Source organism: uncultured Bradyrhizobium sp., assembly GCF_947648125.1.
Lineage (GTDB): Bacteria > Pseudomonadota > Alphaproteobacteria > Rhizobiales > Xanthobacteraceae > Bradyrhizobium.
This window is the reverse complement of record NZ_CANSMR010000061.1, coordinates 1-12286: the sequence shown is the minus strand read 5'-3', so window position 1 is coordinate 12286 and position 12286 is coordinate 1. Positions and strand designations below refer to the sequence as shown.

15 protein-coding genes are annotated in these 12286 nt (G+C 65.0%); 7 read left to right on the top strand and 8 right to left on the bottom strand.

Features of this window, described 5'->3' with window-relative positions; all coding sequences use genetic code 11:
* The first annotated feature begins 181 nt into the window (after positions 1-181).
* Positions 182-610: a hypothetical protein gene (locus Q0030_RS40255; protein ID WP_298380589.1), complete on the top strand. Its 429-nt coding sequence runs from the start codon at positions 182-184 to the stop codon at positions 608-610.
* 64 nt (positions 611-674) lie between these two features.
* Here Q0030_RS40255 and Q0030_RS40250 read toward each other — a convergent pair whose 3' ends face one another.
* From Q0030_RS40250 to Q0030_RS40240, 3 genes are read right to left on the bottom strand one after another with little or no spacing between them, the layout of a single operon-like run.
* The gene (locus Q0030_RS40250) at positions 675-1493 is read right to left on the bottom strand and encodes an isocitrate lyase/phosphoenolpyruvate mutase family protein (RefSeq protein ID WP_298380586.1); all 819 of its coding nucleotides are present in this window, start codon (positions 1491-1493) and stop codon (positions 675-677) included.
* Between the two features lie 56 nt (positions 1494-1549).
* The gene (locus Q0030_RS40245) at positions 1550-1903 is read right to left on the bottom strand and encodes an antibiotic biosynthesis monooxygenase (protein ID WP_298380584.1); all 354 of its coding nucleotides are present in this window, start codon (positions 1901-1903) and stop codon (positions 1550-1552) included.
* A 32-nt stretch (positions 1904-1935) separates the two neighbouring features.
* The gene (locus Q0030_RS40240) at positions 1936-2244 is read right to left on the bottom strand and encodes an NIPSNAP family protein (RefSeq protein WP_298380581.1); all 309 of its coding nucleotides are present in this window, start codon (positions 2242-2244) and stop codon (positions 1936-1938) included.
* Positions 2245-2335: 91 nt separating this feature from the next.
* Here Q0030_RS40240 and Q0030_RS40235 point away from each other — a divergent pair, with 91 nt between their 5' ends.
* Positions 2336-3031 (top strand): metalloregulator ArsR/SmtB family transcription factor, encoded by a 696-nt coding sequence (locus Q0030_RS40235; RefSeq protein ID WP_298380578.1) that lies wholly within the window; start codon positions 2336-2338, stop codon positions 3029-3031.
* Positions 3032-3346: 315 nt separating this feature from the next.
* Positions 3347-3616: a hypothetical protein gene (locus Q0030_RS40230; RefSeq protein ID WP_092114950.1), complete on the top strand. Its 270-nt coding sequence runs from the start codon at positions 3347-3349 to the stop codon at positions 3614-3616.
* Between the two features lie 68 nt (positions 3617-3684).
* Here Q0030_RS40230 and Q0030_RS40225 read toward each other — a convergent pair whose 3' ends face one another.
* Positions 3685-3993: a twin-arginine translocation (Tat) gene (locus Q0030_RS40225; RefSeq protein WP_363323546.1), complete on the bottom strand. Its 309-nt coding sequence runs from the start codon at positions 3991-3993 to the stop codon at positions 3685-3687.
* Positions 3994-4364: 371 nt separating this feature from the next.
* Between Q0030_RS40225 and Q0030_RS40220 the strand changes: the two genes are divergently transcribed.
* A complete protein-coding gene (locus Q0030_RS40220; protein ID WP_298380574.1) occupies positions 4365-4715 on the top strand; it encodes a cupin domain-containing protein in 351 nt (116 codons plus the stop codon).
* 215 nt (positions 4716-4930) lie between these two features.
* Here Q0030_RS40220 and Q0030_RS40215 read toward each other — a convergent pair whose 3' ends face one another.
* The 3 genes from Q0030_RS40215 to Q0030_RS40205 all read right to left on the bottom strand — a co-directional run bounded on the left by Q0030_RS40215 (position 4931) and on the right by Q0030_RS40205 (position 7840).
* Positions 4931-5494: a GNAT family N-acetyltransferase gene (locus tag Q0030_RS40215; protein ID WP_298380572.1), complete on the bottom strand. Its 564-nt coding sequence runs from the start codon at positions 5492-5494 to the stop codon at positions 4931-4933.
* Positions 5494-5841 carry a hypothetical protein gene (locus Q0030_RS40210; protein WP_298380570.1) on the bottom strand — a complete coding sequence of 116 codons (348 nt, stop codon included), beginning with the start codon at positions 5839-5841 and terminating at the stop codon, positions 5494-5496. The genes Q0030_RS40215 and Q0030_RS40210 overlap by 1 nt, the downstream gene beginning before the upstream one ends.
* Before the next feature lie 466 nt (positions 5842-6307).
* Entirely contained in the window at positions 6308-7840 is a 1533-nt protein-coding gene (locus Q0030_RS40205) for an acyl-CoA carboxylase subunit beta (protein WP_298380568.1), read from the bottom strand.
* Positions 7841-8001: 161 nt separating this feature from the next.
* Between Q0030_RS40205 and Q0030_RS40200 the strand changes: the two genes are divergently transcribed.
* Together Q0030_RS40200 and Q0030_RS40195 are read left to right on the top strand one after the other, a co-directional pair.
* Positions 8002-8412, top strand: a complete 411-nt coding sequence (locus Q0030_RS40200) for a DUF4260 domain-containing protein (protein WP_298380566.1) — start codon at positions 8002-8004, stop codon at positions 8410-8412.
* A 235-nt stretch (positions 8413-8647) separates the two neighbouring features.
* Positions 8648-9649: a dienelactone hydrolase family protein gene (locus Q0030_RS40195; protein ID WP_298380564.1), complete on the top strand. Its 1002-nt coding sequence runs from the start codon at positions 8648-8650 to the stop codon at positions 9647-9649.
* Between the two features lie 3 nt (positions 9650-9652).
* Here Q0030_RS40195 and Q0030_RS40190 read toward each other — a convergent pair whose 3' ends face one another.
* Positions 9653-10501 carry a DMT family transporter gene (locus Q0030_RS40190; protein ID WP_298380592.1) on the bottom strand — a complete coding sequence of 283 codons (849 nt, stop codon included), beginning with the start codon at positions 10499-10501 and terminating at the stop codon, positions 9653-9655.
* A gap of 248 nt (positions 10502-10749) precedes the next feature.
* Here Q0030_RS40190 and Q0030_RS40185 point away from each other — a divergent pair, with 248 nt between their 5' ends.
* Positions 10750-12105 (top strand): PLP-dependent aminotransferase family protein, encoded by a 1356-nt coding sequence (locus tag Q0030_RS40185; RefSeq protein WP_298380590.1) that lies wholly within the window; start codon positions 10750-10752, stop codon positions 12103-12105.
* Positions 12106-12286 lie beyond the last annotated feature (181 nt).

The window sequence follows — 12286 nt, the reverse complement described above, 5'->3', positions numbered from 1 at the left end:
TGTTTTGACGCGTTTTCTTCACGCGAACCGGTATCCACTTCGCTCGAAAACGCTCCAGGGAACCGCGGTTCCAGCATGAACGGGTTGCAACATTGGCGCGGAACATCCTCACGCGCCAGCCATTGTCTCCTGCGTTTAGCCTTTGCGCTTAGCCTTGGGGGGCTAACGGAGGAACTTTGAAATGGCTTACAACCCTGACGATCCGTATCGCGCCAACCTGACCGATGACGAAATCCGCCGTCAGGCGCGCTTCAACAGCCTGGACAACGAGCTGCAGCCGGATCCGGAACTCCAGGAGAGACCGGCCAGCAGCACCAAGGTCGCGATGTTCGCAGTTGCGGTGGCCGTGGTGCTCGGCGCGCTGTTCTACGGGTTGAACAATACGTCGGTGCACGAGGCTGGCACGACGCCGTCGACGCAGACCGCGCAGACCCAGCCGGTCAACCCGGCCGCGCCGCCTCCGGGCATGCGCGACGTGACGCCGAAGCCGAACAGCCAGCCCGGCGTAACCACGGGCGCGGCACCGGCCAACCCGTCGGCCCCGCCGTCTGACATCAACAAGTCGGACATGAACAAGCCGGCCGCCCCGCCGGCAGGGAATGCGAAGTAACGCGCAACGACACCGACCAGGCGCGAGCAGCGGGCCCCAACGGCCCGCTGCTTTTTTGTGGCGACTACTTGAACATCTTGTTGAGCTCGCCGCCGGGATAGCCGTTGGCGAATTCGGTGAAGGTGCCCTTCTCGGCCATCTCCTTCGCCGCCTTCATGACGCCGGTCCAGGCCATCCGCGCCAGCGCGCCGCCGACGCTGATCCGACGCACGCCGAGGTCGGCGACCGCTTGCAGCGAAAGATCGGACGCGCCACCGATCAAAAGATTGACTGGCTTCGGCGCCACCGCCTTCACGACCGCGGCAATTTCCTCTCTGGTCGAGATGCCCGGCGAATACAACACATCCGCCCCGGCTTCCGAATAGGCCTGCAGCCGCTCGATCACCAGATTGAGGTCCTTCTTGCCCCACAGGAACGCCTCGCAGCGGCCGGTGAGCAGCACGCCGCTGTTGTCGGCATCGATGGCTTTGCGCGCTGCCCTGATGCGCTCCACCGCAAGCTTGTGCTCGAACAGCGGATTGGCCGCGTCTCCCGTCGAGTCCTCGATCGAGAGCCCGGCGACACCAGTCTTGACGCCGCGTGCGACATTGATCGCAACCTTGTCCGGCTCGACCGCGAAGCCGCCCTCGAAATCGGCGTTGACGGGGATATCGACCGCCGCGCACAGCGCGGTCAGGTGATCGCAGACGTCGTCGACGGTGACACGGTTGTCGGCCTTGGCGATGGTCCAGGCAAAGCCGGCACTGGTCGAGGCCAGCGCCTTGAAGCCGAGATGTTGCAATGCGCGGGCGCTGCCGACATCGAACGGGTTCGGAATGATGAAGCACCCGCTCTCGTGCAGCTTCTTGAAGGCGGCTCGTTTGTCAGCAGTTGGCAGTGGCATGGGTCGCTCCCTAGAGTCGTTGGCCGCGCAGAGATAGGCACGCGCATATGCGAGCGCTAGAGCTTCGCCTCATGCACCGCGCGGCTGTCCTTCGGGGCCTGATCGCGTTCGTTCAAGCCGTAGTCGCGCATCACGCTCGCGACCCGCAGCCGATAATTCTCGAAGATCCGCGCGCGGCCCTTCGCCTGGGTGCGGCGGTGCTCAATCGTGTTGCGCCAGGCTTCTACCGCGGCCTCGTCGCGGAAGAATGACAGCGACACGAACTTGCCCTTCTCGGTGAGGCTCTCGAACCGCTCGACCGAGATGAAGCCGTCGATCTCCTGCAGGATCGGCTTCAGCTCGGCGGCCAGATCGAAATAGAGCTCCCGGTGCTCAGCCTTCGGCCAGACTTCGAAGATCACGGCAATCATGTCCGCCTCCGTTCATTGTTGTTGTGGAGCGACTATAGCTCGACCTTGCGCAGGAATGTCCGTTCTTCGGCGAGGATGAAGCGGTTTTGTTCCGCGAAGTTGAAATTCGCCACGCCCTCACTGTCCTGGCGCAGCCGTGCGCGATAAGCCTCGTAGGCGGCGAGGCTCTCGAACGAGATCAGCGCGAAGGCGATGTTGTTGGTGCCCTCGTGCGGCATCCAGTAGCCGAGCAGATCGCCGCCGCAGCGCGGGATGATCGAGAGCCAGTTCCGCGAATACTCCTCGAACATCGCGCGCTTGAACGGATCGAGCTGGTAGCGGATGAAGACGGTGACGGTCATTTGGGCCTCCTGGCGTTTCGTCATTGCGAGCGACGGGCACGATGGACACTACCGCCTTGCCCGCCCTCGATGCTTCGGCTATCGTCGAACTATGAAAGCAGGACCCGACATCTCCCGGATCGCCGCTTTGGTCGGCGATCCCGCACGCTGCAACATGCTGACCGCGCTGATGACCGGCCGCGCGCTGACCGCGAGCGAGCTGGCACAGGAGGCCGGCATCACGCCGCAGACGGCGAGCTCGCATCTCGCCAAGCTCGAGGCCGGCGGGCTGATCGAGCCCGAGAAGCAAGGCCGCCACCGCTACTATCGCCTCTCCGACCCCGACGTCGCCGACGTGCTCGAAGGCCTGCAGGGCATTGCCGCCCGCGCCGGCCATATGCGCGTGCGCACCGGGCCGAAGGATCCGGCGCTGCGCCGCGCCCGCATCTGCTACGACCATCTCGCCGGCGATCTCGGCGTGCAGATGCTCGACAGCATGAGGCGGCAGAAGCTGGTGCGCCAGAGCAAGCAGGCGATCGAGCTCACCGGCGAAGGCAAGCGCTTCATGGCCGAGGAGCTGCAGATCGACGCCGATGCGCTGACGCATCCGCGCCGTCCGGTGTGCAAGGCCTGCCTCGACTGGAGCGAGCGGCGCCACCATCTCGCCGGCACGCTGGGCGCTGCCATGATGGACCGCTTCACCGAATTGAAATGGGCCGCGCGCGACACCACGCCGGGCAGCCGCGTGGTCAATTTTTCGCGGAACGGCGAGAAGCGGTTCGCCGCGCTGTTCGGCGCGGGCGAGTAGGATCGCGCGTTCAGGTCAGCGCTGGCGCGTCATTCGCGAGCTCCGGTCTCGCTTGTCTCGCTCTCCGATACATTTGGTGCCCTCGCCGCTGTGCGCTTCGTCCGATGCGCGCCTCGCGAAATATTTTGAAACGATGCTGAGCGTGATTGCGACGCACTGACGCAGGCGTGATGCGCAACATTCATGTCGCATTCAGTCCGCAACATTATGGTCGACGACATCGGGCACGGCTTCTGCAATGATCCGGCCGGGCGAATCGGTAATCTCAAGTTTGTTGCGGCGCCGCAGCGCGCGGCCCATTAAGAAGGAGAAGTCATGAAGTATCTTTTTGCAGCAGCAGTTTTGGTGACGACCGCTTTCGCCGGCATCAGCGCCGCTGACGCTGCCGGTGGCTGCGGCCCCGGCTGGCACCGCGGTCCCTATGGCGGCTGCGTCAGGAACCGCGGCCCCGTCGTCGTCGCACCCGGCCCTGTCGTTGTTGAGCGCCCCGTCGTCGTCGCACCCGGCGCGGTCGTGGTGGCGCCGCGCGTTCGCGCTTGCCCGTACGGTTTCGCCTGGCGCTACGGCCGTTGCCGCCCGATCTGATCGCGGCGCATTCCGAACAAACAAAACCCCGCTTCGCGCGGGGTTTCTTTTTCGTCGTGACGTCGACATCACCAGCGGCGCCAGTGATGATGATGCCAATGATGATGGCGCCAGCCCCAATGCCTGTGGTGCCAATGCCGGTGGTGCCAACCCCAATGGCGGTGGTGCCAGTGCCGATGATGCCAGCCCCAGTGGCGGTGATGCCAGTGCACCTGTTCGGGCTTCAAGCGACCAACCTCGTCGCCCGTGGTGACAGCCGGTTGCGCATCGCGATCGACGGGCGAATGTGCCTCGCGGCTGAGGGGAAGCGGTGCGAGCGGCGCTGCCTGCACGGTTGCTGCGAAGGCGGCCGCACAGGTAGCGACGGCAAAGGCCATCTTTAGAAGATTCCGGCGTTCCATGAGCGTTTCCCTTTGTTGCTGAGCGGGATCAACTGCGTCAGCCAGTCTTTTCGCCGCGACCTGAACGCTCGCTGAACCGCGCATTCACGTTTCATGGAGTTCGACGCCGCGCGGCCGCATTCGCGTTCGCGTGACGTCCTCCTCCAACGTTCTGTAGGGCGGATTAGGCGAAGCCGTAACCCGCTGCCCGTCGCGCGGAACAAGCACGGCGGGTTACGCTGACGCTAACCCGCCCTACGCATCACGCCCGCTGCTGCGTCTTGCCCGTCATGCCCATTCCGCCGGTTTCGTGAACCGTCGATAGGAACTAGCATCACGCATCACAAGAACATCTCCGGGAGACCGCCATGAAGTCTGGACAACCGATCAAGGATGCGAGCCACCTTTACGAAGTCGAACGCCGCGCCCAGCACGCCGCCCGCCCCGGCTTCCGCATCATGGAGTTGCAGCTCTCGCCGACCCAGAAAGTGCCGTGGCACACCCACAGCAACATCTCCGACACGTTCTACATGCTGGAAGGCCAGATGCGGCTGTTCCTGCAGGAGCCGAAGGAGGAAGTGAACCTGAAGGTAGGTGAGGTCTACGCCGTGAGGCCCACTCGCCCTCACCTCGTCACCAACGCCGGCACGACGTCGCTGACTTTTTTGGTTTTGCAGGGCGTAGGGGAATACGATTACGTGCCGCTGGCGGCGAAGTAAAGGTGCGCTCCTCCCGCTGTCGTCCCGGCGAAGGCCGGGACCCATACGCCGCAGCAGGAGTTGTGTGGGGACTCGTCGTTCCGGTGTCGCGCGATAAGCGGCATTTGTGGTTATGGGTCCCGGCCTTCGCCGGGACGACACTGAATATGTGACGAGATCTGTAAGTCATAAATCCGCGTTCTCGCGGCATCGTCCGAGCTTTGTGACAAGGCAAATCAACCGCGCGGCCACCCCGATGGCACGGCCCAGACCAGCCCGCGCCACGGCCCGCCGCGCGGCGTCAGCGTGGTGAAGTCACGCGCGGAATCGCGCCGCAGATTGAGCCGCACCATCACAGCCTGCGAGCGCACGTTGTCCAGGCTGGTATATGACACGATCTCGCGCAGGCCTATGTCATGAATGGCGTGCCGCAGCGCCGCGCTGGCGCTCTCGGTCGCGTAGCCGTGGCCCCAGGCCTTGCGCGTGAAGCGCCAGCCGATTTCGAAATGCGCGCCGAGCGGATGATCGTTCGACAGCCGCGGCATCACACCGGCATAGCCCAGCAATCCGCCGTCTACCTCCTCAACGGCCCATCGTGATATGCCGTGGTCACGCTGCGCGGCAACGTATCGCTCGAATTTTGTCTCGCTCTCCGCCCTGCCGACCGGTCCGCCGTAGTCGGCCATGACGTCTGCATCGGCATGCATCGCCGCGAAGGCATCGCGATGCCGGTCGTCCCACTGATGAAGTCGAAGGCGCGGGGTTTCGATCATGCGCGTGCCCTCGCCCGCTCCAGCCATCACATCAGCTTCAACGGCGCGTCGTGAACCAGCCGAAGATCGATGTTGCCGATCAGTCGCGCACGGCGCGCCTCGGCGGTGCTGATCGCGGCCTCGGTCTGCCGCAACGTGCTCACATTCGATCCAAGCGACACGATGCCGCCGAGCACCAGCGCGATCGATCCGAGTGCCGCGGTCTCACCGGAACTGAACAGGCCGAGCAGCGCAGCAAGCAGCAATGCGAACCCGCCTGCGATCGCGATCTTCGACCCGAGAATGATCCGCCGGGATCGCTCGGCGCTCTCGGCAAGCTCCTCGATCTGCGCCTCGATCTCGGAAATCGCGTCGGTCGACTCGTCGTCGGTCATCTGGTTCGGACCTGTAGGGCGGGTTACGCGAAGCCGTAACCCGCAGCGGATCGTGCTGAACGAAGATGGTACGCTTGCGCTAACCCCACCCGCGCTGCTCGCCCGAGCTTGCGCAAATTAGTCAAACCACGCTGTATGCATCGCTTCAAGGAAATCTTGGCTGATGGTCAGACCAGAGCCGTCTCCAATAACGCTGTCGATTCCGCACTGAGGGCACAACGCCGTAGAGTCTTCATCGATCCATTCGACGATCTGACCCGGTCCAAATGTTTGCTTGCAATAGAAGCAGCCACAGTGTTGGCTGCGTTCGATCTCTGAACGATGCCTAACGCACTTCTTATGAGCGACGCGTAGAGGGTGATCCTCAGGCAGATCGAAAACCGTGGACATGTCGTTCGCGCTGCTGGCTGCCTGCTTCGATCGCGTTTGGTGGGTTACGGCTTCGCCTAACCCACCAACGCATTCCTCATAACGGCAGATTGTCGTGCTTCTTCGCCGGGATCTCGACCTTCTTATCCCTGAGCATCGCGAGCGCCCGCGCGATCCGCCGCCGCGTCGAATGCGGCATGATGACGTCGTCGATGTAGCCGCGCTCGGCGGCGATGAAGGGCGACAGGAAGCGGTCTTCGTATTCTTTCGTTCGCGCCGCGATCTTGTCGGGGTCGCCGATGTCGCTGCGAAAGATGATCTCGACCGCGCCCTTGGCGCCCATCACCGCGATCTGCGCGGTCGGCCAGGCGTAGTTCATGTCGGCGCCAATTTCCTTCGAGGCCATCACGTCGAAAGCGCCGCCATAGGCCTTGCGGGTGATGATGGTGACGAGCGGCACCGTGCACTGCGAATAGGCGAACAAGAGTTTTGCGCCGTGCTTGATCAGGCCGCCATATTCCTGCGCGGTGCCCGGCAGGAAACCCGGCACGTCGACGAAGGTGACGATCGGGATGTTGAAGGCATCACAAAAGCGAACGAAACGCGCGGCCTTGCGTGAGGCATCCGAGTCGAGCACGCCCGCCAGCACCATCGGCTGGTTGGCGACGAAGCCCACGGTGCGGCCGGCGATGCGGCCGAAGCCGGTGACGATGTTTTTCGCGAAGGTCTCCGAGATCTCGAAGAAGTCGCCCTCGTCAACGACCTTCAGGATCAGCTCCTTCATGTCGTAGGGCTTGTTCGGATTGTCGGGGATCAGCGTGTCGAGCGACATGTCGACCCGGCCGATGTCGTCGAAGCTCGGCCATTCCGGCACGCCGTCGCTGTTGTTCGACGGCAGGAAGTCGATCAGCCGGCGCATCTGCAACAGCGCATCGACATCGTTCTCGAACGCGCCGTCGGCGATCGATGAGCGCGTCGCGTGCACCGAGGCGCCGCCGAGTTCCTCCGCCGTCACCACCTCGTTGGTCACGGTCTTCACCACGTCGGGGCCGGTGACGAACATGTAGCTGGTGTTCTTCACCATGAAGATGAAGTCGGTCATCGCAGGCGAATAGACGTCGCCGCCGGCGCAGGGCCCCATGATGACGGAGATCTGCGGGATCACGCCCGAGGCCTGCACGTTGCGGCGGAACACGTAGGAATAGCCCGCCAAGGCAGCGACGCCCTCCTGGATGCGCGCGCCACCGGCGTCGTAAAGGCCGATGATCGGCGCCCTCGCCTTCATCGCCATGTCCTGAAGTTTTGTAATTTTCAGTGCGTGCGTTTCGGAGAGCGAGCCGCCGAAAACTGTAAAGTCCTTGGCAAAGACAAAAGTCTTGCGGCCGTTGACCGTGCCCCAGCCGGTGACGACGCCGTCGCCGGGGATCTTGGTCTTCTCCATGCCGAACTCGATCGAGCGATGCTCGACGAACATGTCGAATTCCTCGAACGAGCCCTTGTCCAGCAGGAGCTCGATCCGCTCGCGCGCCGTCAGCTTGCCGCGGGCGTGCTGCGCCTCGATGCGCTTTTCGCCGCCGCCCAGCTTGGCGCCGGCGCGCCGCTCTTCGAGGGTATCGAGGATGTCTTTCATTTGTTTCCGCCCGTGTTAGCTACAGTCCGCGTCCCGGCGCGAGGTGCGGGTCCGCTTCGTTCGGAATGGCTTTAGCACGGCCATTTCGGAACCGGAAAGGCGCTTGTGACCGGGTTCGGGCGCAAAAACGGTAGGATTTTCCGACATCTGGGGAGACAGCGATGACTGATACGACCACGGCCGAGACCGGCGCCGCCACCGGCGGGGTCCGCACCCTGCTCCGGCTGGAGGGGCTGGTGCTGTTCGTCGGGATGACCGTGCTCTACTACAAGTGGGAGGGTTCCTGGCTGGTCTACGTCCTGCTGTTCCTGGTGCCGGACATCAGCTTTGCCGCTTACCTGATCAGCCCGCGGGCCGGCGCCATCGCCTACAACGCCACTCACACCTATCTGGCGCCGGTGGCGCTGATGACGCTGGGTTTTGCCGGCGAAGGACCGCTGGTGCTCTCGATCGCGATGATCTGGCTTGCCCATATCGGGATCGACCGCGCGCTCGGCTACGGGCTGAAATACTCAAGAGGGTTTGGCTACACCCATCTCGGGCGAATCGGCAAAGCGCAGGAGCCGGCTTAGCCCAACTCGTCATGGCCGGGCTTGTCCCGGCCATCCACGTCTTTTCTCACCGGTTGAGGCAAAGACGTGGATGTCCGGCACAAGGCCGGGCATGACGGCGTGATGAATGGTGACCCACCATCAGTTCAGCTACGCCCTCCTACCCGACTGCTCCTTCCGGATGCCCGGCCAAATTGACAGCGCGCGCCCCGATTGCTGTAGTCGCGGATCATCAACACTACATCCGGGTGATCCGATGCTGACAGACTGGCGCCTGGCCGCGACCGCGATCCTGTTTTGCTGTGCCGTGCTGTTCACCTGCATCGAGACCAGCGCGCAGCAAGTGCCGAAGGAGATCGCGGCGCGCACCGAGATCTACGCCATCCCCTCGCTGACGATCTCCGACCACCAGTTCCTGACCGGCGACAGCAACGGCAAACCGGTCACCGTCGGCGGCGAATTCCGCATCGCGCAAGGAAGCGGCCGGTTGCCGGTCGTGGTGCTGATGCACGGCTCGAGCGGCGTCGGCGCCGGGATGGACGGCTGGGTCCGCCATTTCAACGCCATGGGCATCTCGACCTTCGTGATCGACGGCTTCTCCGGCCGCGGCCTGACCGCCACCGGACCGAACCAGGCCCTGCTCGGCCGGCTCAACCTGATCGTCGACATCTATCATTCGCTGGAGATCCTCGCGAGGCATCCGCGGGTCGATCTGGAGCGCATCGTGCTGATGGGATTTTCGCGCGGCGGCCAGGCCACGCTCTATGCCAGCCTCGACCGCTTCAACAAGCTCTGGAACAAGTCCGGCGTGCAGTTCGCAGCGTACATCCCGTTCTATCCGGACTGCTCGACCAGCTATCTGACCGACACCGAAGTCGCGGCGCGGCCGATCCGGATCTTTCACGGCACACCCGACGACTACAATCCGGTCGCGAGCTGCAAGGCCTATGTCGCGCGCCTAACAGAAGCCAAGCGCGACGTGGTGCTGACTGAATATCCGGATTCCGCGCACGGCTTCGATGCCGGCCTGATCGGCAACCACACGGTGGTGGAGGCAACGGGATCGCAGACCGTGCGCCACTGCACCATCAAGGAAGGCGACGGCGGCGTGCTGATGAACGCGGCGACGCAGGCCCCGTTCAGCTACAAGGATTCCTGCGTCGAGCTGAGCCCACATGTCGGCGGCAACCCGACCACCGCGCTCGAAGCCCGCAAGGCGGTCAGCGAATTCCTGCAGACGTTGTTCAAGTTGGGCTAGCCGTCAGGCGTAGCGGCGCGCGAACACGACGCAGACGACGACCAGCATGGTCGCCGCGATCATCGACCAGGCGACCGGCTCATGCAGCAGCAACCCGGCCAACGCGAGGCCGAAGAACGGCTGCAACAGCTGCAACTGGCCGACGCTGGCGATGCCGCCGAGCGCAAGGCCGCGATACCAGAACACGAACCCGACCAGCATGCTGAAGATCGAGACATAGGCAAGCCCGAGCCAGGCCGGCACGCCGATGCCCTGCCGGCTCGGCGGCAACGTCATGATCGTCATCACGAGCACCACCGGCACTGAGAGCACCAGCGCCCAGGAGATCACCTGCCAGCCGCCGAGCCGGCGCGACAGCGCAGCACCCTCGGCATAGCCGAGGCCGCAGACGATGATGGCGGCGACCATCAGCAAGTCGCCGGTCAGCGATGCCGATCCGTCGCCCGACAAGGCGAAGGCGCCGACCGTCGCGCTGCCGACGCAGGAGAACAGCCAGAACAGCGGCTTCGGCCGCTCACCGCCGCGCAGCACGCCGAACACCGCGGTCGACAGCGGCAGCAGCCCGATGAACACGATCGAATGCGCCGAGGTGATGTGCTGGAGCGCCAGCGCGGTCAGCAGCGGAAAGCCGATCACGACGCCAAGCGCGACGATGGTCAGCGACACCAGGTCCCTGCGCTGCGGCCAAGGTTGCCGCAGCACCGCCAGCAGTGCGGCACCGAACAGCGCCGCGATGGCGGCGCGTGCCGACGTGAGGAACAGCGGCGAGAACCCGGCGACCGCGACGCGGGTGGCCGGCAGCGAGCCACTGAAGATGATCACGCCGAGCAGGCCGCTGCCCCAGCCCTCCAGCGAAGCGCTGCTGCGCCCCTCGCCCGCCCAAGACTTCCCCGACAGAGACTTTCCCGACAGAGACTTCCCCGACAACGTCTTCGAATCGCTCACCGCGCACCTCGTCTTTCGCGAGGCGAGGATAGCGGCGGCGGGCTGGCCAAGGCAGCTACGGATCAGTACAATATCGCGAAACTGTATGGGTAAAGGTAGGCATACACTTGCAGCAACCATCCAATGCGCCGAAGGCGACCCGGACCACCGACGTGATGAACGCGATCCGCGCCAGGATCGCGAGCCGCGTGCTCGCCGCCGACGACCGCCTGCCCTCGATCCGCAGCTTTGCCGCGACCATGGGCGTCTCGCCCTCGACCGTGGTCGAGGCCTATGACCGGCTCGCCGCCGAGGGCCTGATCCGGGCGCGGCCAGGCTCGGGCTTCTATGTCTCGTCCGCGGCGCTGCCGCCGCTGGCGCTGGCAAGGGACCAGCCGCAGCACGACCGCGCCGTCGATCCGTTCTGGGTATCGCGGCAATCGCTCGACGCCGCGGGTGGCGCGCTGAAGCCGGGCTGCGGCTGGCTGCCCGCCGACTGGATGCCGACCGAAGCGTTGCGGCGCGCGTTCCGCGGCCTGGCGCGGGCCGAGGACGCTGTGCTCGCCGACTACGGCGCGACGCGCGGCTCGCTGGCCCTGCGCCGCATGCTGATGGCGCGGTTCGCCGACGAAGGCCTCGAAGTGTCGCCCGAGCAGGTGCTGCTCACGATGTCCGGCACCCAGGCGATCGACCTGATCTGCCGCTTCCTGCTGCGGCCCGGCGACACGGTGCTGGTCGACGATCCCTGCTATTTCAATTTCCGGGCACTGCTGCGCGCCCATCAGGTCAAGCTCGTCAGCGTGCCGTACACGCCATCGGGGCCCGATGTCGCAAGCTTCGAGGCGGTGCTCGACGCCGAGCGGCCGCGGCTCTACATCACCGTATCAGGGCTGCACAATCCGACCGGCGCGACGATGTCGCCGCAGACCGCGCACCGCGTGTTGAATGCCGCCACCGCCTGCGATCTCACCATCGTCGAGGACGACATCTTCGCCGATTTCGAGCCCGAGCCGTCGGCGCGGCTCGCGGCGCTCGACGGGCTGAACCGCGTGATCCGGATCGGCAGCTTCTCCAAGACGCTGTCGGCATCGTTGCGCTGCGGCTTCATCGCGGCGCGCGCCGACTGGATCGAGCAGCTGGTCGATCTGCAGGTCGCCACCGGATTCGGCGGCCCCTGCGCGGTCGCGACCGAGATCATCGCCAGCGTCTTGGCGACCGGCTTCTACCGCAAGCATGTCGAGGAGCTACGCCGGCGGCTGGTTCGCGCCCGCCGCGACGTTGGCGAGAAGCTGCAGCGCATTGGCATCGAGCCGTGGCTGATGCCGCGCGGCGGCTTCCAGCTCTGGTGCCGCTTGCCCGACGGCTGCGACTCCGCCGACGTGGCGCGCGCTGCGCTCGCCGACAACATCGTGCTGGCGCCGGGCAACGTGTTCAGCACCACGCAATCGGCCACCGGCTTCATGCGCTTCAACGTCGCGCAATGCCGCGACCCGAAACTGATGCCGGCGCTGCAACGCGCGATCGGGCGCTAGCGCGCGATGAGATTGGGTTGAATGGGTCTCGCGGCAGACTGGTTCCACCTCTCCCGCTTGCGGGGGAGGTCGCATCGCATCAACGATGCGACGCGGGTGGGGGCTCTCTCCGCGATGCGACTCGTGGAGAGAGCCCCCACCCCAGCCCTCCCCCGCAAGCGGGAGAGGGCTGGGGTGGGGG